Source organism: Duganella sp. LjRoot269 (assembly GCF_964254095.1).
In the GTDB taxonomy this organism is placed as follows: domain Bacteria; phylum Pseudomonadota; class Gammaproteobacteria; order Burkholderiales; family Burkholderiaceae_D; genus Rugamonas; species Rugamonas hordei.
Map to the genome: position 1 here is coordinate 1,340,600 of NZ_CAXUSL020000001.1, position 22,575 is coordinate 1,363,174.

Annotated in this window: 22 protein-coding genes; 16 read left to right on the forward strand and 6 right to left on the reverse strand. The window is 65.0% G+C overall.

Annotated elements, in window-relative coordinates; genetic code table 11:
• The first annotated feature begins 73 nt into the window (after positions 1-73).
• From ACSQ3S_RS05795 to ACSQ3S_RS05835, 9 genes are all read left to right on the forward strand, one after another.
• Positions 74-523 carry a hypothetical protein gene (locus tag ACSQ3S_RS05795; RefSeq protein ID WP_436141827.1) on the forward strand — a complete coding sequence of 150 codons (450 nt, stop codon included), beginning with the start codon at positions 74-76 and terminating at the stop codon, positions 521-523.
• A gap of 116 nt (positions 524-639) precedes the next feature.
• Positions 640-2,046, forward strand: coding sequence for a 16S rRNA (cytosine(967)-C(5))-methyltransferase RsmB (gene rsmB, locus ACSQ3S_RS05800; RefSeq protein ID WP_436141828.1), 1,407 nt, complete (start codon positions 640-642; stop codon positions 2,044-2,046).
• Positions 2,039-2,686: a DUF4390 domain-containing protein gene (locus tag ACSQ3S_RS05805; protein ID WP_353399357.1), complete on the forward strand. Its 648-nt coding sequence runs from the start codon at positions 2,039-2,041 to the stop codon at positions 2,684-2,686. The genes rsmB and ACSQ3S_RS05805 overlap by 8 nt, the downstream gene beginning before the upstream one ends.
• A complete protein-coding gene (locus tag ACSQ3S_RS05810) occupies positions 2,686-4,983 on the forward strand; it encodes a sensor histidine kinase (protein ID WP_176654840.1) in 2,298 nt (765 codons plus the stop codon). Before ACSQ3S_RS05805 ends, ACSQ3S_RS05810 begins: the two co-directional genes overlap by 1 nt.
• A 62-nt stretch (positions 4,984-5,045) precedes the next feature.
• A complete protein-coding gene (locus ACSQ3S_RS05815; protein ID WP_176654839.1) occupies positions 5,046-5,753 on the forward strand; it encodes a response regulator in 708 nt (235 codons plus the stop codon).
• A 4-nt stretch (positions 5,754-5,757) separates the two neighbouring features.
• Positions 5,758-6,177 (forward strand): GTPase, encoded by a 420-nt coding sequence (locus ACSQ3S_RS05820; RefSeq protein WP_353399363.1) that lies wholly within the window; start codon positions 5,758-5,760, stop codon positions 6,175-6,177.
• A 111-nt stretch (positions 6,178-6,288) separates the two neighbouring features.
• Positions 6,289-6,546, forward strand: coding sequence for a BTH_I0359 family protein (locus tag ACSQ3S_RS05825; protein WP_176654838.1), 258 nt, complete (start codon positions 6,289-6,291; stop codon positions 6,544-6,546).
• A gap of 34 nt (positions 6,547-6,580) precedes the next feature.
• On the forward strand, positions 6,581-7,354 hold the full coding sequence (locus ACSQ3S_RS05830; protein WP_436141829.1) for a class II glutamine amidotransferase: 774 nt from the start codon (positions 6,581-6,583) through the stop codon (positions 7,352-7,354).
• An 85-nt stretch (positions 7,355-7,439) separates the two neighbouring features.
• Positions 7,440-8,720 (forward strand): EAL and HDOD domain-containing protein, encoded by a 1,281-nt coding sequence (locus tag ACSQ3S_RS05835; protein WP_176654836.1) that lies wholly within the window; start codon positions 7,440-7,442, stop codon positions 8,718-8,720.
• 29 nt (positions 8,721-8,749) lie between these two features.
• Here ACSQ3S_RS05835 and ACSQ3S_RS05840 read toward each other — a convergent pair whose 3' ends face one another.
• Positions 8,750-9,127 (reverse strand): SPW repeat protein, encoded by a 378-nt coding sequence (locus tag ACSQ3S_RS05840; protein WP_436141830.1) that lies wholly within the window; start codon positions 9,125-9,127, stop codon positions 8,750-8,752.
• Positions 9,128-9,269: 142 nt separating this feature from the next.
• On the opposite strand from ACSQ3S_RS05840, the gene ACSQ3S_RS05845 reads away from it, so the two are divergent.
• Genes ACSQ3S_RS05845 through ACSQ3S_RS05855 form a run of 3 tightly spaced genes read left to right on the forward strand, consistent with a single transcriptional unit; the run spans position 9,270 to position 12,222 of the window.
• Positions 9,270-10,208, forward strand: coding sequence for an ABC transporter ATP-binding protein (locus ACSQ3S_RS05845; protein WP_176654834.1), 939 nt, complete (start codon positions 9,270-9,272; stop codon positions 10,206-10,208).
• Positions 10,209-10,218: 10 nt separating this feature from the next.
• Positions 10,219-11,523 carry an ABC transporter permease gene (locus ACSQ3S_RS05850; RefSeq protein WP_436141831.1) on the forward strand — a complete coding sequence of 435 codons (1,305 nt, stop codon included), beginning with the start codon at positions 10,219-10,221 and terminating at the stop codon, positions 11,521-11,523.
• Positions 11,524-11,580: 57 nt separating this feature from the next.
• Entirely contained in the window at positions 11,581-12,222 is a 642-nt protein-coding gene (locus tag ACSQ3S_RS05855) for a hypothetical protein (protein WP_353399379.1), read from the forward strand.
• 15 nt (positions 12,223-12,237) lie between these two features.
• On the opposite strand, the gene metH is transcribed toward ACSQ3S_RS05855, so the two are convergent.
• On the reverse strand, positions 12,238-16,011 hold the full coding sequence (gene metH / locus ACSQ3S_RS05860; protein ID WP_436144995.1) for a methionine synthase: 3,774 nt from the start codon (positions 16,009-16,011) through the stop codon (positions 12,238-12,240).
• Positions 16,012-16,298: 287 nt separating this feature from the next.
• Here metH and ACSQ3S_RS05865 point away from each other — a divergent pair, with 287 nt between their 5' ends.
• The 3 genes from ACSQ3S_RS05865 to ACSQ3S_RS05875 all read left to right on the forward strand — a co-directional run bounded on the left by ACSQ3S_RS05865 (position 16,299) and on the right by ACSQ3S_RS05875 (position 18,589).
• Positions 16,299-17,132, forward strand: a complete 834-nt coding sequence (locus tag ACSQ3S_RS05865; RefSeq protein ID WP_436141832.1) for a glycosyltransferase — start codon at positions 16,299-16,301, stop codon at positions 17,130-17,132.
• Positions 17,133-17,210: 78 nt separating this feature from the next.
• Complete coding sequence (locus ACSQ3S_RS05870) at positions 17,211-17,669, forward strand: hypothetical protein (RefSeq protein WP_436141833.1); 459 nt, start codon at positions 17,211-17,213, stop codon at positions 17,667-17,669.
• Positions 17,666-18,589 carry a DUF2145 domain-containing protein gene (locus tag ACSQ3S_RS05875; protein ID WP_436141834.1) on the forward strand — a complete coding sequence of 308 codons (924 nt, stop codon included), beginning with the start codon at positions 17,666-17,668 and terminating at the stop codon, positions 18,587-18,589. Before ACSQ3S_RS05870 ends, ACSQ3S_RS05875 begins: the two co-directional genes overlap by 4 nt.
• 4 nt (positions 18,590-18,593) lie before the next feature.
• Here ACSQ3S_RS05875 and ACSQ3S_RS05880 read toward each other — a convergent pair whose 3' ends face one another.
• Both ACSQ3S_RS05880 and ACSQ3S_RS05885 read right to left on the reverse strand, forming a co-directional pair.
• Entirely contained in the window at positions 18,594-19,172 is a 579-nt protein-coding gene (locus ACSQ3S_RS05880; RefSeq protein WP_436141835.1) for a 2-hydroxychromene-2-carboxylate isomerase, read from the reverse strand.
• Complete coding sequence (locus ACSQ3S_RS05885) at positions 19,169-19,987, reverse strand: CmcJ/NvfI family oxidoreductase (protein ID WP_436141836.1); 819 nt, start codon at positions 19,985-19,987, stop codon at positions 19,169-19,171. Before ACSQ3S_RS05885 ends, ACSQ3S_RS05880 begins: the two co-directional genes overlap by 4 nt.
• A 105-nt stretch (positions 19,988-20,092) precedes the next feature.
• Between ACSQ3S_RS05885 and ACSQ3S_RS05890 the strand changes: the two genes are divergently transcribed.
• Positions 20,093-20,998, forward strand: coding sequence for a LysR substrate-binding domain-containing protein (locus ACSQ3S_RS05890; RefSeq protein ID WP_436141837.1), 906 nt, complete (start codon positions 20,093-20,095; stop codon positions 20,996-20,998).
• A gap of 4 nt (positions 20,999-21,002) precedes the next feature.
• On the opposite strand, the gene fmt is transcribed toward ACSQ3S_RS05890, so the two are convergent.
• Both fmt and def read right to left on the reverse strand, forming a co-directional pair.
• A complete protein-coding gene (fmt, locus tag ACSQ3S_RS05895) occupies positions 21,003-21,959 on the reverse strand; it encodes a methionyl-tRNA formyltransferase (RefSeq protein ID WP_436141838.1) in 957 nt (318 codons plus the stop codon).
• 31 nt (positions 21,960-21,990) lie between these two features.
• Positions 21,991-22,533: a peptide deformylase gene (def, locus tag ACSQ3S_RS05900; RefSeq protein WP_436141839.1), complete on the reverse strand. Its 543-nt coding sequence runs from the start codon at positions 22,531-22,533 to the stop codon at positions 21,991-21,993.
• Positions 22,534-22,575 lie beyond the last annotated feature (42 nt).

Below are 22,575 nucleotides of genomic sequence, written 5' to 3' on the forward strand. Positions count from 1 at the left end.
ACGCCGCATTCGTTGCCATGGCGCGGATTTGAAAATATGATTTGCGCACATCCACCACCAAACGGAGCACCTCATGTCTGGATTCAAGCACGTGGTACTGGCGGCCGCCCTGCTGGCCTCGGCCCAGGCGCATGCCGGCGACGCCGTCTCCGGCCCGCTGCCCCCGGGGTGGACGCCGTTGCAGGGCGGGGCGACGCTGTCGGGGGCGTTCCGGCAGCCGGGCAGCACCGATGTCGCCGTGCTGGTGCGGCACGGCGGCGGGGAGGCATACGGCCTGGCCGTGGTTTCGGCGGCGGGAGGCAAGGCGGCGGGCGTGGTCAAGACCTTCAGCGATGCCCGGGCCAATCCGCCCAACTTGTCCCTGGTCCGGCCGGGCAGCTACCGGCCCGTGTGCCACGACGGTGGCGATTGCCCGCCGCAGGCCATCGCCAACGAGGCGATCGGCCTGTGCTTCGGCGAAGCCAGCTGCGAGATCATCTATTTCCGTGACGGCGTCCTCCATGAGCTGGTGACGACGGACTGACGCCGGGGCCGGCCCGGCCGGCATATATGTACCGTTACACTTCGCTTCATGCCCTTGTCATATGCACTGCTGTATACTGCGCGATCACGCCCGCCGGCAATACCTGGAATTAGCATATGAACAAGCAGCGCCCGACGCTCTCCTTAAAGTCCCCCGCAAAGGCTGCAGCGCCCAAGCTGCGCGCCAGCCATGCGCGCGACCTGAAACCGTCGCTGCAGACCAGCTTCCAGACCGGCCTCAAGCCCGATTCGCTGGCCTATAGCCTGATCGGCGCCGCCCAGACGGTGGCCCAGGTCCGTACCGGCACCAATCTGCCGCAGGCGCTGGCCCAGGTCTGGGCCAAGGGCGACGCCACGCCGCAGGCGCGCGGCGCGATGCAGGACATCGCCTACCGCTGCATGCGCCAGCTGGGCCAGAGCGAAACCCTGATCGGCCTGATGGCGCCGAAGGCCCCGGAACCGCTGGTGGCGGCGCTGCTGGCCTGCGCGCTGGCGCTGATCACCGCGCTGGACGAGGTGCCGCCGTACGAGGAATTCACCGTGGTGGACCAGACCGTGACGGCGGCCGACGCCCATCCGGACACCGCCCGCGCCAAGGGCATGGTCAACGCCGTGCTGCGCCGCCTGCTGCGCGAGCGCAAGGCGCTGCTGGAGACCGCGCTGCTGCAGCCGCTGGCCAAGTGGAACTACCCGCAATGGTGGATCGACGCGGCCAAGGCCGCCTGGCCGCAGGACTGGCAGGGCCTGCTGGCGACCGGCAACACCGCGCCGCCGCTGACCTTGCGCATCAACGTGCGCAAGACCACGATGGAACAATACCTGGCCACCCTGGACGCGGCCGGCATGGCCGCCGAACAGATCGGCCCGTTCGCCGTGCGGCTGGCCAAGCCGGTCGGCGTGACCTTGATACCGGGCTTTGCCGACGGCGCGGTCTCGGTGCAGGACGCCGGCGCCCAGCTGGCCGCGCCGCTGCTCGATGTCCGGGACGGCATGCGCGTGCTCGACGCCTGCGCCGCGCCGGGCGGCAAGACCTGCCATATATTGGAGCTGGCCGACGCCAGCGTCACCGCGCTGGACGCCGACGCCAAGCGCCTGGCGCGCGTGGGCGAAAACCTCGAGCGGCTGCAACTGCAGGCCACGCTGCGCGCCGCCGACGCCCAAAGCGCCGGCTGGTGGGACGGCAAACCGTTCGACCGCATCCTGGCCGACGTGCCGTGCACGGCTTCCGGCATCGTGCGCCGCCACCCGGATATCCGCTGGCTGCGGCGCAAGGGCGACACGCTCCAACTTGCAACACTTTCGTCCAAAATCCTCGACAATCTTTGGCAGATGCTTGCCCCGGGTGGTAAATTGCTATTCGTGACATGTTCCGTGTGGCCGCAGGAATCCGAGGCGCAGGCGGCCGCTTTTGCTGTACGTAATCAGGCTGTGCGGCTCGATGCGCCCGGTCAGTTGCTCCCCGCCGGCGGCTCCGGGCAGGATCACGATGGTTTGTTCTACGCGCTGTTCCAGAAAAATGCGTAACCGTTTTGCCTGTATATTCCCGAGTACGACGCAACCGACGCAACCATTGAGCACCGGCCCACACGTGACACGACGATTTTTTCGCCTCCTGATCGGACAACTGCTGCTGATACTGGCATGCCTGCTGCCGCAGGCGGCAAGCGCCGCCGATGGCGTCGAGATCCGCCGGGCGCTGGTCGAGGCCAGCGACGAGGGCTACCGGCTCAACGCCAAGTACGGCTTCGAACTGACCAAGGACATGGAGGACGCGCTGGGCTACGGCGTGTCGCTGTACTTCACCACCGAGATCGAATTCACCCGTCCGCGCTGGTACTGGTTCGACGAGAAGGCCATCGTCAAGCGCCAGACCCTGATACTGGGCTACAACGTGCTGACCCGCAGGTACAGCGTCAGCGTCAGCGGCGGCGTCAAGCTCAACTACTGGTCGTCGCTGGAAGAGGCGCTGGAGACGATACGCAACCCGAACCGCTGGGTGGTGGCGCCGCGCGGCGCGCTCAAGGTCGGCGAAACCTATAACGTCAAGCTCAGCATGGGGCTGGACCCCAACTACGTGTCCAAGCCGCTCAAGGTCAACGCCCTCAACAGCAGCGAATGGCGTCTGGCGTCGGACAAGAAAAACTTCCCGTATAAGGCGGAGTAGTGAGCACGGCCCTGCGGTATTTTTCCGTCGTCGGCGGCGCCATTGTCAGTATCCTGCTGTTCCTGCTGGCGTCCGCGTCGGCCAATTCCGGCTTTTTCGACCGCTACTACGCCTGGCTGCTGGGCCTGAACGCGGCTGTGGCCGGCGCCTTGCTGCTGCTGGTGGCGGTGTCGCTGTTCCGCCTGTATGCCCGCTACAAGAGCGGCAAGTTCGGCTCCAAGCTGATGGCCCGGCTGGTACTGCTGTTTGCCGCCATCGGCGTGCTGCCGGGCCTGGTGATCTTCCTGGTGTCGGTGATGTTTGTTTCCCGGTCGATCGAATCCTGGTTCAACGTGCCGGTCGAGCAGGCGCTGGAATCGGGCATCAACCTGAGCCGCGCCGGCCTGGACGCGGCGTTGGGCGACCTGACCGTGATCGCCCAAAAGACCGTCCAGCAACTGGCCGAGCAACCCTACGGCACCGAGCGCGCCACCCTGGCCGGCCTGGTCAAGGAACAGGCGGGCATGCAGAACGCCATCATCGTCGATGCCGAGGGCGGCCTGGTCGTCAGCGCCCGCGCCAGCCGCAGCGGCAACCTGTCGGCCGACCTGCCGACCCGCGAAATGATGGACAAGGCCAAGAGCGGCGACAGCTACGGCGCGCCCGAGGGCGGCAACGAGCTGCGCAGCAATCTGATCGATGCACCGGTCAACCAGCAGGACAACGCCAACCAGCTGCGCCTGCGGGTGGTGATGGCGATCCCGGACCGGGTGCAGGACAACGGCACCCACCTGGCGCCGCGCTACCTGCAGCTGATCCAGCTGGCGCCGGCCCAGCTGGCCGCCGACGGCGAAACCATCCGCAGCGCCTATTCCGACTACAAGGAGCGCTTCGTGGCCCGCGTCGGCCTGCGCAAGATGTACATCGTCACCCTGACCCTGACCCTGCTGCTGGCCGTGTTCGGCGCCATCGCCAGCGCCTTCCTGATCGCCAGCGACCTGGCCCAGCCGCTGCTGCTGCTGGCCGAGGGCACGCGCGCGGTGGCCGAGGGCGACCTGTCGCCGCGGCCCATCGTCGCCACCTCGGACGAGCTGGGCACGCTGACGCAGTCGTTCAACACCATGACGCGCCAGCTGTCGGACGCGCGCAGCGCCGTCGAGCGCAACCGGGCGGCGCTGCAAAACGCGAAAGCCCACCTGGAATCGGTGCTGGCCAATATGTCGGCCGGCGTGATGGTGCTGGACCACGAATTCCACCTGATCAGCTGCAACGACTCGGTCGAGCGCATCCTGCAGCAGGCCGGCGTGACGATGATAGGGCAGAAGCTCGACGAGATCGAAGGCTTGCAGGAGTTCGGCGGCGCCATCGTGGCCGCGTTCGCCGCGCAGAGCGCGCAATCGGCGGCCGGGCGCAACCTGCAGCGGCTGCACTGGCAGCGCCAGATCGAGGTGCCGCGCCGCAGCGCCAGCCTGGACGACAACGACCTGACCTTGCTGACGCGCGGCTCGCGCCTGCCGGTCGAGGGCGGCGGCAGCGGCTACCTGGTGGTGTTCGACGATATTTCCGACGTCATCTCGGCCCAGCGCTCGATCGCCTGGGGCGAAGTCGCGCGGCGGCTGGCGCACGAGATCAAGAACCCGCTGACGCCGATCCAGCTGTCGGCCGAACGCCTGCAGATGAAGCTCGAAGGCAAGCTGGCGCCGGCCGACGAGGAGCTGCTCAACCGCGGCACAGCCACCATCGTCAACCAGGTGGCGGCGATGAAGCGCATGGTCGACGACTTCCGCGACTACGCCAAGACGCCGCCGGCCGTGCTGCAACCGCTGGACCTGAACGCGCTGGTCGAGGAAATCCTGCACCTGTACCTGAGCGGCGAGGGCGACGACATCATCCACCCGCAGCTGGCGCCCGGCCTGCCGCTGGTGATGGGCGACGCCACCCAGCTGCGCCAGGTGATCCACAACCTGCTGCAGAATTCTCAGGACGCGATGGCCGAGCTGCCGGCCGGCGCGCCGCAACCGCACATTGACGTGATCAGCGAAGCCATTCATTATCAGGGCGCGGACGGCAGCACGCGCACGGCGGTGCGCCTGGCGATCTCCGACAACGGCCCCGGATTCGCACCGAAGATCCTGGCGCGGGCGTTCGAACCGTATGTCACGTCGAAGGCGCGCGGCACCGGCCTGGGCCTGGCGATGGTGAAAAAAATTATCGATGAACATGGGGGACGGATCGATATCCAGAACCATGTCGATAGAAGTGGCGCGTCGGTATTGATTTTGCTGTTAAAGTTAGCACCGGCGACGCAAAATACCTAGTTTCAATGACTAAAAAAATCATTGCCGCACATATGACGGCGAAATGAGGAAGGCAAGGGAAGATGGCAAACATTCTGGTAGTGGACGATGAAATGGGTATCCGCGAGTTGCTCTCGGAAATCTTGAGCGACGAGGGACACGCAATACAACTGGCGGAAAACGCCCAGCAGGCGCGCGAGGCGCGTGCCGGCGGCGCGCCGGACCTGGTGCTGCTCGATATCTGGATGCCGGATACGGACGGCGTCACCTTGCTCAAGGAATGGCAGCGCGACGGTTTGCTGACCATGCCGGTGATCATGATGTCCGGCCACGCGACGATCGATACGGCGGTCGAGGCGACCCGCATCGGCGCGCTCAATTTCCTGGAAAAGCCGATCGCGCTGCAAAAACTGCTGAAGGCGGTCCAGCAAGGCTTGACGCGGGCCCAGGAAACGGTGCGCGCGCCGGCGCTGGCGCCGCGTCCGGCGGTGGCCCAGCCGGAGGAGGTGGCCAATGTCAGCTTCACGCAGGCTCCGGCCGCGTCGATCACCGTGCGCGGCGGCGCCACCGTCGCCGGCAGCGACAACCACATGTTCAACCTGTCGTTCGACCTGCCGCTGCGCGAGGCGCGCGACGCCTTCGAGCGCATGTACTTCGAGCACCACCTGGGCCGCGAAGGCGGCAGCATGACGCGCGTGGCCGAGAAAACCGGCCTGGAACGCACCCACTTGTACCGCAAGCTCAAGCAATTGGGCGTGGAGCCGGGCAAGCTGGCAAAAAAGGGCGCCTGAGTCCGTGACCGGACCCATGGTCCCCGGCGCTGCCCCCAAGCGGGCGCCGGTGCCGACCTGGCTGGTTACGGGCTCTCGCGCCGGCGAGCGCGAAAACGCCATTGCCGCCCTCCTGACGACGGGAGTGGCCAGCGTCATCATCCTGGAGGGCTTGTCGGACGGCGGTTCGGCACTGGCCTTCGACCCTGCCGACGGTCCCGTCCGGCTCGATCCTGTTCCGCAAGTGTTGCGTATTGCCCCCGGCTGTCTTCATTGCAGCGGCAATCTCGTTTTGCGAGTAACATTGAATCGCGTGCTGCGCCAACCTCCCGCGCGGCTGTATATCAGTCTGGCAACGGCCGAGCACCTGGAACTGCTGCGTTCCTGGCTGTCCGAGGCGCCCTACGGCGAGTTGCTGGATTTGCAATCCGATATCGCGGCCTAGACCCAGCCTGCCGATCGGGCCTTGTAGGACTTGAATCGTCTGCTTTCGGCCCCATTTCTGTGCTGAAGGCGGAACCGAAGAGTGTCTCGCCCCCTGGAGAAAGGAAGCAAAATGAACCTCATCTACAACAGCGAACAGTACAGCGTGGTCGAATTCGGCGCTGACCGGAATCTGGATGCCTTGCGTTTCGGCGGCTATGAAATCGTCGACAAGGGCGGCAAACGGGAGATTTTCATCAACGGCATCCTGGCACAGAACTTCCGCCGCGACGTCAACGAGCTGATCGCCGGCGAGCCGACGATGGCGGAGATTGATGAATTTTTAGGCAGTTACGATGAGTTGATGAGCCATCCGGTGGCCCTGCACTGAGATCGCAGGCGGCACATGGCGTTATAATCACGCCATGTGCCAACTTCTAGGAATGAATTGCAATGTCCCCACCGACATTGTGTTCAGCTTTACCGGCTTCGCCATGCGCGGCGGCCAGACCGACACCCACCACGACGGCTGGGGCATCGCCTTTTTCGAGGGCGCCGGCGTACGCCATTTCGTCGACCACCAGGCCGCCATCGCCTCGCCGATCGCCGAGCTGATCAAGCGCTATCCGATCAAATCCAAGAACGTCATCGCCCACATCCGCAAGGCCACGCAAGGCCAGGTGGCGCTGGAGAATTGCCATCCCTTCGTGCGCGAGCTGTGGGGGCAGTACTGGGTGTTCGCCCACAACGGCGACCTGAAGGCGTTCGCGCCGCTGCTGAACGGCGCCTACCGCCCGGTCGGCACCACCGACAGCGAACAGGCGTTCTGCTATATTTTGCAGCAGTTGCGCGCCCGCTTCGGCGAGCGGCGCCCGCCGCTGGCCACCTTGCGCGCCGCGCTGGCCGGGCTGGCCGGTGAAATCGCCGCCTACGGCACCTTCAACATGCTGCTGTCGTCCGGCGGCGAGTTGTTCGCCCATTGCTCGACCCACCTGTTTTACCTGGTGCGCCAGTATCCCTTCGATACCGCCAAGCTGTCCGACGAGGATGTCAGCGTCGATTTCTCGCAAGTGACGACGCCCAACGACCGGGTCGCCATCATCGTCACCCAGCCGCTGACGACCAACGAACAATGGACGGCTTTTACCGCCGGTGAACTGAAAGTGTTTATCGACGGTATTCCTCAAGCGGCAGATTGATATAAATTATCCAGACAGCCAGCCGCAATACTGTCAAAATATTAGTATGGCGAAATATCAGCCCCATGCCTTGGACTGACTAGCAATGATCGATCTCTCCCAACAAGATGCCGGTTCCCGCAGCCTGCGCGTGCGCGAATTCTATCTGGGCCGCCAACCCATCCTGGATCGCAACCAGGCGCTGTTTGGTTATGAGTTGCTTTTCCGCAACGCTCCGGTCGGCCCGGCCAACGTCACCAACGAACTGACCGCGACCGCGGCAGTGATCGCCCATGCCTCGCAGCTGGGGATGGAAAAAACCATCGGCGACGCGCTGGGTTTCGTCAATGTCGATGCCAGCGTGCTGATGACCGACATCTTTTCCTTCCTGCCGCGCGAGAAAGTGGTGCTGGAGATCGTCAATACGATGCAGGCGACGCCGCAAATCCTGACCCGCATGCAGGAGCTGGTGGGCCATGGTTTCAGCTTCGCGCTGGACGACGTGACCGGCGATACCGGCAAGGTCGCCGAGCTGCTGCCGCTGGTCGACTACGTCAAGATGGACATGCGCAACATCCCGCTGTCGACGCTGATGAAGCTGGCGCCGCGCTTCCGCCAGGATAAGAAAAAGCTGGTGGCCGAGAAGGTCGAGACGCGCGAGGAATTCAAGAATTGCCTGGACCTGGGCTTCGATTACTTCCAGGGCTATTACTTCGCCAAGCCGGTCATCATGAGCGGCAAGAAGCTGTCGCCGTCGCAGCTGGCGGTGATGGAGCTGATGACCCTGGTCACCTCGGAAGCGGACAACCAGGACATCGAGCGCGCCATCAAGCGTGACGTGTCGCTGGCGCTGAACCTGCTGCGGCTGGTGAACACGCCGGCCGTCGGCGCCCGCCAGCGCATCGATTCGCTGAGCCAGGCGGTGACGATACTGGGCCGCCGCCAGCTGCAGCGCTGGCTGCAGATCATGCTGTACGCCGAACCGAGCAAGCGCGGCCACAGCATGACGCCGCTGCTGATGCTGGCCACCACCCGCGGCCGCCTGCTGGAACTGTTGGCCGGCAAGCTGCGGCCCAGCCATCGGGGCGTGGCCGATATCGCTTTCACGGTCGGCATCATGTCGCTGATGGATACGTTGTTCGGCATACCGATGTCGGAGATCCTGGCCCAGATACCGGTCAACGAGGAAGTGTCGGAAGCGCTGCTGTACCGCGGTGGTTTCTTTGGCGACCTGCTCAAGCTGGCCGAGTGCATCGAACGCATCGAAGAGATGGACGACCACATCATTCCAACGCTGCGCGATCTCGCCATGTCCACCGACGAACTGGTGGAGCTGGAAATGGCCGCCTTCGAATGGAGCGACAACGTGGTGCGCTACGCCTTGTAACGCACCACGAACTGCAGGTCACGCGCCGTTCAAGTCGCGTGGCCGGCGCCTGGCCAGTGCTTGACCAGTTCGGGATCGGTGCGCATTTCCCACAGCGCCAGCACCACCACCGCGATGCCGACCACCACCGAGTTCCACATCAGCTCGCGGTTGTCGGCGATGCGCAGCACCCACGGCGATACCGCCACCCAGATCCCCACCAGCAGGTTGAGCACCACGGCCCAGAAGTAGGTCTTGTACAGGTCGAATGCCGCCAGTATCGCCATCACCGCGCCGGAAATGAAGGCGGTCCAGGCCTGCGTGGACGGAATCGGATAGCCGAATACCCAGGGCGTGATGAAGAACCACAGCCCCAGCAACAGGATCAGCTGGTCTTGCCAGCGTTTGACGGATGGATTAGTTGCCATATGCGCCTCCCAAAGACAGGCCGCCGGATGGCGGCGTTCATTCTTAGGCCGCGGGTGTGGTGAAAAGTTCATCGCGGCTTGCCATTTAATTATTGCAACGTTATGCTCGTGCCCTTGTGATAACACTCGACGGGACAGCTCTATGGCCTCTGTTTTACTCAGCGTGGATCAGGTATCCAAATCGTATGGCGCGCGCAAGGCGGTCGACGGCGTCTCGTTCAAGGTGCATCAGGGCCAGACCGTCGGCCTGATCGGCCCCAACGGCGCCGGCAAGTCCACCACGGTGGGCATGATCTGCGGCCTGCTGCAGGCCGACAGCGGCGGCATCACGATGGATGGCGAGACCATTACGCTGGGCGTCAGCGGCGCCAAGCGCAAGATCGGTTTCGTGCCGCAGGACCTGGCGCTGTACGACGACCTGACGTCGCTGGAAAACCTCAAGCTGTTCGGCGCGCTGTACGGCCTGAAGGGCGCGTTGCTGAAGCAGCGCTGTGAGCAGGCGCTGGCGCTGGTCAACCTGGCCGACCGCGCCAACGACAAGCCGGCCACCTTTTCCGGCGGCATGAAGCGCCGCCTCAACATCGCCGCCGCGCTGCTGCACGATCCGCAGCTGCTGATCCTCGACGAGCCGACCGTCGGCGTCGACCCGCAAAGCCGCAACGCCATCTTCGACACGCTGGAAGCGCTGAAGGCGCAGGGCCGCTCGCTGATCTACACCAGCCACTACATGGAGGAAGTCGAGCGGCTGGCCGACCACATCGTCATCATCGACCACGGCAAGGTGCTGGCCGACGAAACCCCGGCCGCCCTGTACCAGCGCCTGCCGGCACAGGCCGCGCTGCGCGCCGAGCTGGCCGCCGAACCGTCGGCCGCGCTGCTGGACGGCGTCAAGGCGCAACCGGGCGTGACCGGCGTGCAGTGCGAAGGCCATGCGCTGGACATCGGCCTGGCCGACGCCGCGCGCGCGCCGGCGGTGCTGGCCTGGCTCGCCGGACAGGGGCCGCTGCTGCACTTCGCCACCGCCAAGACTTCGCTGGAAAACATCTTCCTCAACCTGACCGGCCGCAGCCTGCGCGACTGATAGGAACACCATGACTGCTTTGATCGCACTGGTCCGCAAAGACCTGATCCTGTATATCAACGACAAGCGCGCGCTGATGCTGCACCTGCTGATGCCCGTGATCCTGGCGGCCTTCTTCGGCTCGCTGTTCGGTGGCGGCTCGGAGGCCAAGACCAGCAAGATCGAGGTCGGCCTGGTGCAGCTGGACCAGTCCGACAGCGGCAAGAAAATCGCCGCCGGCCTGAAAGGAGACAGCTCGCTGAAGGTCGTCGAGCTGAGCGACGCCGAGGCCAGGGCCCGGGTGCGCGAGGGCAAGCTGGCGGTGGCGGTGGTGATCCCCGACGGCTTTGGCGAGCGCGCCGGCGACGCCCTGTTCAGCGGCCGCGACAAGCCGGAAATCCCGGTCTACTACGATCCTTCGCAATCGACGATGCTGGCGATGGTGAAGGGCTTGCTGACGCAGCAGGTGATGCAGGTGACCAGCGCCGCCGTCATGAGCCCGAAGGGCAACAAGACCACGGAACGGCAGCTGGCCGAACTGCAGGCCAGCGGCGCCAGCGATCCGGACAAGGCCCAGATCAGCGAGTTCCTCGTCAGCCTGAAAAAATTCCAGGACCAGCGCGCCGCCACCGAGGCCGAGAAGGAAGCCGCCGCCAAGGCTGGCGGCAAGCCGGCGCCGGAAACCGCTCCGGTCGGCATGAGCATGCCCTACACCACGCAGGACCAGCCGCTCAGCAGCGGCCCCAAGTACAACGGCTATGCGCACTCGTTCGCCGGCATGGGCGTGCAGTTCATCCTGTTCATGGGCATCGACATGGGCATCGGCATTTTGCTGGCGCGCCGCATGGGCATCTGGAACCGCCTGCTGGCGGCGCCGATCTCGATGACGACGGTGCTGGCCGGGCGCGCCATCTCCGGCGCCATGATCGCGTTGGGGTTGATGTGCGCGATGTTTGCCTGCGCCGTGCTGATCTTCAAGGTCGAGATCAGCAGCATCGGCGGCTTCCTCGGCATCGCCCTGAGCTTCTCGCTGATGACGGCGGCCTTCGGCCTGCTGATCGCCGCCTTCGGCAAGACGCCGGAAGCGGCGCGCGGCATCGCCGTGTTCGCCACACTGATCATGGTGATGCTGGGCGGCGCCTGGGTGCCGTCGTTCATCTTCCCGGAGTGGGTGCAGCAGGTCACGCTGGTGGTGCCGACGCGCTGGGCCATCGACGGCTTCGACGCCGTCACCTGGCGCGGCCTCGGCCTGGAAGGCGCGCTCAAGCCGATCGCCGTGCAGCTGGGCTTTGCGGCGGTGTTCGGTTCGCTGGCGCTGTGGCGCTTCCGCCGTTAAAGTTTCCGCAAAACAATCCGTTACATAAGGATACAAACCGTTTCGTGAGCTTTTTCGATGGCGTTATCCGTCAGGTCCCTGATCGCGCAGTGCGTCAATCAGGTCATCCGCCAGCACTATCCTGAACAATATTGTTCGCTGTGCCACGTGTACGCCATCGTTGGTTCGAATCTGATCAGCATCGTGCTGGACCGGGTCTACCGGCCGGTGGCGGGCCTGGCCGCGGTCGATTGCGGCGCCGGCCGGCTGATGCGCATGATGGACAACGACGCCTTTTCCAATCCTGCCGGCGGCGCCTATCACTGCTGGATCGAATCGGCCGACGACCTGGTCGGCGAGCGGGAAGTGGTCGACCTGACCTTCCGCCACAACCACACCTACGCTGAAAAGAATGGCTACGGCTGGCACCGCGAGCCGCCGCCCGACTATTTGTGGGGGCCGCAAAGCCGCATCGTGGTCAAGGCGCCGCTGGCGGCGATCCCCGACGGCTTCCCCGACGGCATGGTATGGCTGTGCGAAACGGAAGAGGGCTGGCAGTGGATGACGCGCCAGCTGATGGAGCACCAGAACGCCTTCGTGGCGCTGACGGCGGAGGCCTTGAAGCTGTTGAAGCAAAGCCTGCCGCCCGGGTCCACGCTGCTGGCGCCGGCGGCGCCGCAGGTGAACACGCCGGCCACCGTGGTGATGGCCGCGCTCTAGATCAAGACAACTTAGTTAAGACAGATTCGGCGCCAGCCAGCGCTCCAGTTCAGCCTTGTCCACCTTGCGGCGTTCTGCCATGTCGGCCAGCTGGTCTTCGCCGATCTTGCCGACCACGAAGTACTTCGATTCCGGGTGCGCGAAGTAGAAGCCCGACACGGCGGCGCCCGGATACATGGCAAACGATTCCGTCAGCTCCATGCCGATCTCGCCGGCCTGCAGGGTCTTGAACATGTCGCGCTTGACGGTGTGCTCGGGGCAGGCGGGGTAGCCCGGCGCCGGACGGATGCCGACGTACTTCTCCGCGATCATGTCGTCGTTGCTCAGCGTCTCGCCGGTGGCATAGCCCCACAGGTCGGTGCGCACGCGCTCGTGCATGTATTCGGCGAACGCCTCGGCCAGGCGGTCGGCCAGCGACTTGAGCATGATGGACGAGTAGTCGTCGTGCGCGTCCTCGAAGCGCTTCTCGTACTTCTCGATGCCCAAGCCGGCGGTGACGGCGAACATGCCGATGTAGTCCTTGACGCCCGACGCCTTGGGCGCGATGAAATCGGCCAGGCACTGGTTAGGACGCTGCACGCCGTCCACCACCGGCTTGACGCCCTGCTGGCGCAGGCCGTAGTAGGTGAAGTCCACGGTGGCGCGGGTGTCGTCGGTGTAGATCTCGATGTCGTCGTCGTTGACCGTGTTGGCCGGCAGCAGGGCGATGACGCCGTTGGCGCTCAGCCAGCGGCCGTCGATCAGCTTCTTCAGCAGCGCCTGGCCTTCCTCGAACACCTTGGTGGCAGCCTCGCCGACCACTTCATCGGTCAGGATGGCGGGGAACGGGCCGGCCAGGTCCCAGGTCTGGAAGAACGGGCCCCAGTCGATGTAGCGCGCGATGGTCGCCAGGTCGACGTTCTTGAACTCGCGGCGGCCGATGAACTTCGGCTTGACCGGCGCGCCGGCGCCGTCGAACGGCACCACCATCTTGTTGGCGCGCGCGTCCTTCAGCGACAGCATCGGCAGCGCCTTCTTGTTGGCGTGCTGCTCGCGGATGCGGATGTAGTCCTGCGAAATCTCCTCGATGTACTGCTCGCGGCTCTCCGGCGTCAGCAGCGACTGCGCCACCGACACCGAGCGCGACGCGTCCGGCACGTAGACCACCGGGCCTTCGTAGTTGTGGGCGATCTTGACGGCGGTGTGGGCGCGGCTGGTGGTGGCGCCGCCGATCAGCAGCGGGATCTTCAGCATGCGGAAGTGCTCGTCGCGCTGCATTTCCTTGGCCACGTGGGCCATCTCTTCCAGCGACGGCGTGATCAGGCCGGACAGGCCGATGATGTCGGCGTTTTCCAGCTTGGCGCGGGCCAGGATCTCGGAGCAGGGCACCATCACGCCCATGTTGACCACTTCGAAGTTATTACATTGCAGGACCACCGAGACGATGTTCTTGCCGATGTCGTGCACGTCGCCCTTGACGGTGGCGATGACGATCTTGCCCTTGGGCTTGGCGACGATGCCGGTGCGCTTTTCCTCGGCCAGCTTTTCTTCCTCGATGTAGGGAATCAGGTGGGCCACGGCCTGCTTCATCACGCGCGCCGACTTGACCACCTGCGGCAGGAACATCTTGCCCTGGCCGAACAGGTCGCCGACGATGTTCATGCCGTCCATCAGCGGGCCTTCGATCACGTGGATGGGACGGCCGTTGGCGGCCAGCACCTGCTGGCGCATCTCTTCGGTGTCGTCGGTGATGAACTGGGTGATGCCGTGCACCAGCGCGTGCGCCAGGCGCTTCTCGACCGGGCCGTTGCGCCATTCCAGGTTCTGCGCATCCTGCTTGCCGGCGCCGGCCTTCAAGGTGCCGGCGATGTCGATCATGCGTTCGGTGGCGTCGTCGCGGCGGTTCAGCACCACGTCCTCGACGCGCTCGCGCAGCTCGGCCGGCAAGTCGTCGTAGACGCCGACCATGCCGGCGTTGACGATACCCATGGTCATGCCGGCCTTGATCGCGTGGTACAGGAACACGGTGTGGATCGCCTCGCGCGCCGGGTCGTTGCCGCGGAAGGAGAACGACACGTTGGAGACGCCGCCCGAGATTTTCGCGTGCGGCAGGTTTTCCTTGATCCAGCGGGTGGCGTTGATGAAGTCCACCGCGTAGTTGTTGTGCTCTTCGATGCCGGTGGCGATGGCGAAGATGTTCGGGTCGAAGATGATGTCTTCCGGCGGGAAGCCGACGGTGTTGACCAGCAGCTTGTAGGCCCGCTCGCAGATTTCGATCTTGCGCTCGAAGGTGTCGGCCTGGCCTTTTTCATCGAAGGCCATGACGATGACGGCGGCGCCGTAGCTGCGGCACAGCTTGGCCTGGCGGATGAATTCCTCCTCGCCTTCCTTCATCGAGATCGAATTGACGATGGACTTGCCCTGCACGCACTTCAGGCCCGCTTCGATCACCGACCATTTGGACGAGTCGATCATGATCGGCACGCGCGAGATGTCCGGTTCGGAGGCGATCAGGTTGAGGAAGCGGGTCATCGCCGCCAGCGAATCGAGCATCGCCTCGTCCATGTTGATGTCGATGACCTGGGCGCCGTTTTCCACCTGCTGGCGCGCCACGCTCAGCGCCTCGTCGTACTGCTCGTTGAGGATCATGCGCGCGAACGCTTTCGAGCCGGTGACGTTGGTGCGCTCGCCGACGTTGACGAACAGCGAGCTGTCGTCGATGGTGAACGGTTCCAGGCCCGACAGGCGCTGCGCCACCGGCACGACCGGCACGGTGCGCGGCGCGGTCTTGGCCAGCATCGAGGCTATGGCCTTGATGTGGTCCGGCGTGGTGCCGCAGCAGCCGCCGGCCACGTTGATGAAGCCGGCGTCGGCGAATTCGCGCAGCAGCGCCGAGGTGTCGGCCGGCAGCTCGTCGAAGCCGGTGTCGCTCATCGGGTTGGGCAGGCCGGCGTTCGGGTAGATGCAGACGTAGGTGTCGGCGATCTGCGACAGCTCTTCGGCATAGGGACGCATCAGCGCCGCGCCCAGCGCGCAATTGAGGCCGATGGTCAGCGGCTTGGCGTGGCGCACGGAATTCCAGAAGGCTGGAACGGTCTGGCCGGACAGGATGCGGCCCGAGGCGTCGGTGACGGTGCCGGAGATCATCAGCGGCAGGCGCGGCAGGCCCGGGTTCTCTTCGTAGAATTTGTCGATCGCGAACAGCGCGGCCTTGCAGTTGAGCGTGTCGAAGATGGTTTCGACCAGCAGCACGTCGACGCCGCCTTCGACCAGCCCCTTGGTTTGCTGGTGGTAGGCATCGACCAGCTGGTCGAAGGTGATGTTGCGCGCGGCCGGGTCGTTGACGTCGGGCGAGATCGAGGCGGTCTTCGGCGTCGGGCCGAGGGCGCCGGCGACGAAGCGCGGCTTGTCGGCGCTGCTGTACTTGTCGCAGGCGGCGCGCGCCAGCTTGGCCGCTTGCACGTTCATCTCATAGGCCAGGTGGGCCATGTGATAGTCGTCCTGCGCGATGGTGGTGGCGCCGAAGGTGTTGGTTTCGATCAGATCGGCGCCGGCGGCCAGGTAGCGCTCGTGGATTTCCTGGATCACTTGCGGCTGGGTCAGCGTCAGCAGCTCGTTGTTACCCTTGACGAACAGCTCGCGCGCGCCGGAACCAGCGGGGGCGGCGAAGTCGATGAACCGGCCCGCCGGGCCGCCGCGGTACGCGGTTTCATCCAGCTTGTACTGCTGGATGATGGTGCCCATCGCGCCGTCGAGAATCATGATGCGGCGGGCGAGGATCTCGCGCAGCTGGGCATCGGTCTTGGACATCACGGGGCGGGACACGTTGTTATTCATCTAATACTTTCTGTGGTCGTGGGCGAGCGGCGCCAACGATGGTCGGCGGTCTAAAATTATACGGCATCGCGGAATAAGCTTCAGCCAACCGCTGCGTCGCAGCAACAATCTGCCGTTTTGTTACTTGTTTGCTACTTGTCCTTACTTGGTTTTGCATGGATTTACCGGGGAAACAGAGCGATACCAAGTGCAACATTGCGCAATTCGCCAGCAACGTCGCGTCGACAGAATGAAGCCTCCTTCATGTCGATTGCGCTACGATGAAAATCACCGTCATTATTTCCGCGCACTGCAAGGGGCGCGAGCTGGAATGCGTGCTCACCGGCTATGCCAGGCAAACGCACAGGCCGGACCAGATCATCGTCGCCCAGGACGGCGTGGACCCGGCGATCGGCGCCGCCATCGCCGCCGTGCAGGCCGAGGGCTGGCAATTACCGCTGCTGCACCAGACGCAGGAGCAGCGCGGCTTTGGCAAGTACCGCGCGCTCAACCGCGCCATCCTGGCGGCCTGCGGCGACCTGTTGCTGTTCACCGACGGCGACTGCATTCCGCGCGACGACTATGTCGAGAACTACGTGCGGCTGATGCGGCGCGGGATCTTTTTATCCGGCGGCAGCCACATCAGCATTCCCGAGGCCTACCACCTGCGCAACAACCTGCTGGCGGCGGTGCGCGACCAAAGCCTGTTCAGCTATGGCTATCTGCGTGCGATACCCGGCTTTCGCAAGAGCGCGTCGCGGCTGACGCGCAACCGGCTGCTGGCGCGGACGCTGGACGTGCTGACCCAGCGCGACGCCTTCAGCGGCTCCAACAGCTGCGCCTGGCGCAAGGACGTGCTGGCCGTCGGCGGTTTCGACGAGCAGATGGCGTATGGCGGCGGCGACCTGAACATGGGCTTGCGGCTGAACCATATCGGCGTACGCGGCGTGCGGGCGCGGCATACGCTGGTGAGCCTGCATCTGGATCACGGCCGCAACTACTACTGCGCCGACAAGGAGCGCGCCAACCACGACTGGAACCGGCAGGTGCGCAGCAGCAAGCTGGTGCTGCCGCGCGAATCGCAGATATGTGCCGGGTTTGTCCAAATCGTCTGACATGCCGGCCGCATCGTTCGCCTGCCAGCTCCGTGATTTAACTTATACTTCCTTATTTGCAAAATTAAGGAAGTATCGATGAAGATTTCTCAATCCATACGCCTGATCTGCGCGGTCGGCGCGCTGGGTTTGGCTTTGAATGCCAACGCCGACAGTTTCGTTTCGTCGGCCTCCAGCGCGGGTTCCGCGTCCAGCGGCAGTATTTCCGATTCGCTCAACGGTTCGAGCAACAGCTCGAAAGGCGACAACCGCCGCGTCGCCGACGGCGAGTACCGCATCATCCAGATCGCCGCCACGCCCGACCGCGCCGGCCGTACCCGTGTGACCATGGAGACCGGCGATCCGCAGCAGCGCGTCGTGCTGGATCTGCCGCAGACCACCTTCGACAAGCAGCAACTTGCCGTCGGCGATGCGATGTATGCGCAGAACCGCGTCTACGGCATCGAGTTCGGCCGCGGCGACACGCATCAGCCGTTCTACCTCGTGCTGGCCGATGAGTGGTACGGCGAGCTGGCCTCGCGCCCACTCGGCATTTGAAGCTGGCCCGCGCGCTGGCGCTGGCCACGCTGGCCTGCGCCGCGCTGTGCACGGCCGGCGCCGCGCAGGCCGGCGGTTCCTCCGGTGCTTCACGTTTTTGCGACCGCAGCCAGGCGCTGACCGCGTCCGAACAAGACCGCTTGCTGCGCTTTGCCGCCGTGCTGCGCGAGGAACTGGCCGGCGTCGACGATGGGCTGGCGCTGGTCAGCCGCTCGGGACTCGACCTGTCGCGCTTCGGCATCCGCTACTCGCACGCCGCGCTGGCCTGGCGTTCGGAAGCCGGCGCCTGGTCCGCGCGACAGCTTTACTATGCCTGCGACGAGCATCGTCCACGGATATTCGACCAGGGACTGGCCGGCTTCGCGCTCGGCACCGACGATCCCGCGCTGGGCTACATCTCCATCGTGCGGCTGCCGCCGCAGGCCATCGCGCAGCTGCGTCCGGCCTTGCTCGACACCCCGCGCGTGCTGCACCTGCTGGCCGCGCAGTACAGCGCCAGTGCCTATGCCTTCAGCACCCGCTACCAGAACTGCAACCAGTGGGTCATGGAAATGCTGGCCGCCGGCTGGGGCGACCTGGCGGATGGCGACGACCTGCGCGAACGCGCCCAGCGCTGGCTGCGCGACGAGCGCTATGCGCCGGAACCGGTCGACGTCGATTCCCGCTTCCTGATGCTGGTCTCGCACTTCGTGCCGCTGCTGCATCTGGACGACCATCCCGATGACGACCGCTGGGCGATGAAACTGAAGATCAGTCTGCCCTCGACTGTCGAGGCCTTTGTGCACCAGCGCTTCCCAGGCAGCGAGCGTGTCGAGCTGTGCCACGACGAGCGGCAGATCGTCATCCACCGAGGCTGGACGCCGATCGCCGCAGGCTGCAAGCCGGGCGACGGCGATCGTGTGATCTCGCTGCGCGACTAGTGGACTAGCGCATCGCCATCGCCACCGCGTCGTCCAGCCGGTCGTTCCCCCAGAACATGGCGCCGTCCACCATGAAGGTCGGCGCGCCGAAGATATGCAGCGCCTTGGCCTGCTCGGTGCGCGTGCGCAGCCTGGCCTTGTTGGCGTCGCTCTGCGCTTCCTGCAGGATGGCTGCGGCGTCCTGGCCCAGCGAGGTCAGGATGTCCGTCATGACTTCCGCGCTGCCGATGTCGCGGTCTTCGGAAAAATTGGCGAGCATTACACGCTCGCAGAAATCCTGCATCCATGGCTGTTCTTCGCACAGGATGGCCACGCGCGCCGCCAGCAGCGAGTTGCGCGGGAACTCGGTCGGCTGCCGCCAAGGCAAGCCGTACTTGGCGCACTGGCGTGGCATGTCCTGCCAGACGTAGGCGCCTTTGTCCTTCTGCAGAACGAAGGGCGAGTTGTTCCAGCCCGCTTCCTTGAAGATCGGGCCAAGCAGGAAGGGGCGCCAGGCCACGCCGTCCGGCGCCAGGCTGCGGATGCGCATCACGCTCAGGTAGCTGTAGTTGCTGGCGAAGTCGAACCAGAATTCAATTTTCATTTTGCATCTCCTTGATAGATCAGCAGACAGCGGATTTCAATGCTTTCACGTAGCGGCGCGCCCGTCGGTGTTTCCGGGTGCTCAAAAGCGGCATGGGGCGTATGGCCCGCCATTTCGGTATCGTACTGCTTGAAGATCAGCACCTCCTCGCGCGTCATCGCATGGAAGTATGCCCATGATTGCGCGGGATTGTGCATGGCCTGGTAAATTTCTCCGGTGCGCTCGGGGTAGAAGATATCGCTGGCGACCAGATCGTCGGACGACACGCTGCGCGCGTCGCACACGGCCAGCGGCGCATCGAACACCGGATGGCGGATCGAACGCCACAGGTTCACGATGGCGTAGCGCCGAACGCCTGCCGCCTTGTCGCCCAACTCCTGCAGCAGCCTGCGGTGCGCCGACGCCGGCGTGAAATCGCAGTGCACGCGTCCCGCCGCGCCGGGGCGCTGGCCTTCGACGCGGCCGAACGCCTGCGGCGAACCAGGCGTGCGCTTGCGCACCAGATGGTCGAACACAAAGGCCAGGCTGGCGCCGGAGACTGCGAGCGCAAGCTCCGCCACTTCGGGATAGTAGAGGCGTACCACCTGGTCCTTGTCGAGGAAGTCGCGCACCGCGGTGGGCGCCTCGCGCAGCTCGTAGCCTTCGCGGTCGATGGACAAGCCGCCGTCCGCGCGCGCGTCGCGTATCGCCACCGCCACGGATTCGTAGGCGGCGTTCTGCCACGACCGGCCGTCGGGCGGCGGGTACATATAGGTGTATGGGCGCTCGGATGTCGGCTGCAGGAACTCCAGCGCGGCGGTGGTGTGATGAGTCATGTCGGTCTCCCTGAAAGCCTCATTGAATCCGATTCCGCCTCGCCGCTCAAACGGTATATTCGCCGCATTCACATTCCTGTTGTGCATGCGTGATACAGTCATACTATGCCTAACCGCCTTTTGGATCTTCCGCCGCTGGACCTGCTGCGCAGCTTTGTCGCAGTCGGCCGCCGCATGAGTATCACGCTCGCGGCACAAGACATGTGCCTGACGCAGTCGGCGCTCAGCCGCCAGATACAGGCGCTGGAATCGTCGCTGGGCTACCGGCTGCTGGTGCGCGGGCACCGCTCCATCGAGTTCACCGGCGAGGGCCGGCGGCTGTTCCGCAGCGCGGATGCGATGCTGGAGCAATTGGGCGACGTGGTAGCCAGCCTGCGCCCCGCCGATACGCGGCAGCCGGTCACCATCAGCGCCAGCATCGGCGTGACGGCCTTGTGGATATTGCCGCGCCTGAACGCGTTCCAGCAGGCGGCGCCGGACATCGACGTGCGGGTGGCCGCCAACAACCGCTTCGTCGATCTGGAACGCGAGCAGGTCGATTTATCGCTGCGTTATTGCCGGCCGGAGGAGGCGCCGCAAGGCGCGCTGCGGCTGTTCGGCGAAGCGCTGGTGCCGGTGGCGCATCCCGCGTTGGCCGTGGCCGCGATTGAAGATCCGGCGCAGTTGCGCAGGCAGGTGTTGCTTGAGTTTGACGACGTATCGCGTCCTTGGCTGCAATGGGCTGCCTGGCTGCGCGGCGCCGGTGCAGGGAAGGTCAAGCCCCAAGGCATGCTGCGTTTCAATCAGTACGATCAGGTGGTGCAGGCTGCGCTGGCCGGGCAGGGTGTCGCGCTGGGACGGCTGGAACTGGTGCGGCCTTTGCTGGAGCAGGGCAAGCTGGCGCTGGCCAGCGGCTTGCCGCCGGCCGCCAGCGATTACGCCTACTGGCTGCTGACGCGGCGCGACGCCGGCGCGGACGCCGTCATCGTCGCCGACTGGATACGCGCCGAAGCACGCAAGGCTGCGGGCTGAGTTGTCAGGCGAAGGTCAAGCCTTCAAGCGGGAAGCCTTTGATGAACTCGGCCGCCGGCAAGCGCTTGCCGCCCGGCTTTTGCAGTTCCGTCAGGCGCAGCGAGCCGCTGCCGCAGGACACGACGATGCCGTGCTGCGCGTCGGCTGCCAACACCTGGCCGGCCGGCGCCTTGCTGTCGGCTTCCAGCAGTTCGGCGCCCCACAGCTTGACGTTGACGCCGTTGACCGACGCGTGCGCGCCGGGGAAGGGATTGAAGGCGCGGATCTTGCGACCGATCTCGACGGCCGGTAGGGTGAAGTCCAGCGCCGCTTCTTCCTTGCTGATCTTGGCGGCGTAGCTGACACCGGCCTCGGGCTGCGGCACGGCTTCCAGCTGGCCGTGCCTCATCTTGTTGAGCGCCTCGACGATCATCTTGCCGCCGAGCGCGGCCAGCTTGTCGTGCACCATGCCGGTGGTGTCCTGGTCGCCGATGGCGATGCGCTCGATCAGCAGCATCGGGCCGGTGTCCAGGCCTTCTTCCATTTCCATGATGGTGATGCCGGTCTCGCGGTCGCCCGCCTCGATCGCGCGGTGGATGGGCGCGGCGCCGCGCCAGCGCGGCAGCAGCGAACCGTGGATGTTGAGGCAGGGCTTGATGTCGAGCGTGCTGCGCGGCAGGATCAGGCCGTAGGCGGCCACCACCATGACGTCGTACGGCGTCGACAGCAGGCGCGCGTGCGCGGCCAGCGCCTGCTCGGCGCGCACCGGGTCCTTGCTGTCGGTGCGCAGCGACAGCGGCTGCAGCACTTCGATGCCGTGCACGACCGCGTATTGCTTGACGGCGGACGGCTGCAGATGCATGCCGCGTCCCGCCGGACGGTCGGGCTGGGTCAGCACCAGCGGAATTTCAAAGCCGGCCTCATGCAGGGACTGCAGGGCCACGGCGGCAAATTCCGGCGTGCCGGCAAAGATGACTTTCATGCGGTTCCCCGGTGATGCTGAATGATGGAAATCAGAAGCGGCGGCCTTGCGCGCGCAACTGGGCTTCGCGCGCCATGCCGCGCTCTTCCTTGACCAGCTTGCTCTTGATGCGGTTGCGCTTCAGCGGCGACAGGTATTCGACAAACACCTTGCCCAGCAGGTGATCCATCTCGTGCTGGATGCAGACCGCCAGCAGGCCGTCGGCTTCCACTTCGAAAGGCTGGCCCTTGACGTCCAGCGCGCGGACCTTGACCTGGGCGTGGCGTTCGACGCCGTCGTAGATACCGGGCACCGACAGGCAGCCTTCGTCGTAGATCTGCTTCTCTTCGCTGGCCCAGATGATTTCCGGATTGATGTAGGCGACCAGCGCGTCCTTGGTTTCGGAGATGTCGATGACGACCAGCTGCTCATGCACGTCGACCTGCGACGCGGCCAGGCCGATGCCGGGCGCTTCGTACATGGTTTCGGCCATGTCGGCGACCAGCTTTTCCAGCCGCTCGTCGAAGACGGTGACCGGCTTGGCGACCTTGTGCAGGCGTGGGTCGGGGTAACGCAAAATATTTAAGATAGCCATGTGCTGTAACTGTGTTGATAACTAAGTGATTGCCTTGATAAC

Excerpts from the sequence above, each read along its gene's own strand:
- ACSQ3S_RS05795 (WP_436141827.1), top strand. The coding sequence starts at position 74 with ATGTCTGGATTCAAGCACGTGGTACTGGCGGCCGCCCTGCTGGCCTCG.
- rsmB (WP_436141828.1), top strand. The coding sequence starts at position 640 with ATGAACAAGCAGCGCCCGACGCTCTCCTTAAAGTCCCCCGCAAAGGCT.
- ACSQ3S_RS05805 (WP_353399357.1), top strand. The coding sequence starts at position 2,039 with ATGCGTAACCGTTTTGCCTGTATATTCCCGAGTACGACGCAACCGACG.
- ACSQ3S_RS05815 (WP_176654839.1), top strand. The coding sequence starts at position 5,046 with ATGGCAAACATTCTGGTAGTGGACGATGAAATGGGTATCCGCGAGTTG.
- ACSQ3S_RS05825 (WP_176654838.1), top strand. The coding sequence starts at position 6,289 with ATGAACCTCATCTACAACAGCGAACAGTACAGCGTGGTCGAATTCGGC.
- ACSQ3S_RS05830 (WP_436141829.1), top strand. The coding sequence starts at position 6,581 with ATGTGCCAACTTCTAGGAATGAATTGCAATGTCCCCACCGACATTGTG.
- ACSQ3S_RS05835 (WP_176654836.1), top strand. The coding sequence starts at position 7,440 with ATGATCGATCTCTCCCAACAAGATGCCGGTTCCCGCAGCCTGCGCGTG.
- ACSQ3S_RS05840 (WP_436141830.1), bottom strand. The coding sequence starts at position 9,127 with ATGGCAACTAATCCATCCGTCAAACGCTGGCAAGACCAGCTGATCCTG.
- ACSQ3S_RS05845 (WP_176654834.1), top strand. The coding sequence starts at position 9,270 with ATGGCCTCTGTTTTACTCAGCGTGGATCAGGTATCCAAATCGTATGGC.
- ACSQ3S_RS05850 (WP_436141831.1), top strand. The coding sequence starts at position 10,219 with ATGACTGCTTTGATCGCACTGGTCCGCAAAGACCTGATCCTGTATATC.
- ACSQ3S_RS05855 (WP_353399379.1), top strand. The coding sequence starts at position 11,581 with ATGGCGTTATCCGTCAGGTCCCTGATCGCGCAGTGCGTCAATCAGGTC.
- metH (WP_436144995.1), bottom strand. The coding sequence starts at position 16,011 with ATGTCCAAGACCGATGCCCAGCTGCGCGAGATCCTCGCCCGCCGCATC.
- ACSQ3S_RS05865 (WP_436141832.1), top strand. The coding sequence starts at position 16,299 with ATGAAAATCACCGTCATTATTTCCGCGCACTGCAAGGGGCGCGAGCTG.
- ACSQ3S_RS05870 (WP_436141833.1), top strand. The coding sequence starts at position 17,211 with ATGAAGATTTCTCAATCCATACGCCTGATCTGCGCGGTCGGCGCGCTG.
- ACSQ3S_RS05880 (WP_436141835.1), bottom strand. The coding sequence starts at position 19,172 with ATGAAAATTGAATTCTGGTTCGACTTCGCCAGCAACTACAGCTACCTG.
- ACSQ3S_RS05885 (WP_436141836.1), bottom strand. The coding sequence starts at position 19,987 with ATGACTCATCACACCACCGCCGCGCTGGAGTTCCTGCAGCCGACATCC.
- ACSQ3S_RS05890 (WP_436141837.1), top strand. The coding sequence starts at position 20,093 with ATGCCTAACCGCCTTTTGGATCTTCCGCCGCTGGACCTGCTGCGCAGC.
- fmt (WP_436141838.1), bottom strand. The coding sequence starts at position 21,959 with ATGAAAGTCATCTTTGCCGGCACGCCGGAATTTGCCGCCGTGGCCCTG.
- def (WP_436141839.1), bottom strand. The coding sequence starts at position 22,533 with ATGGCTATCTTAAATATTTTGCGTTACCCCGACCCACGCCTGCACAAG.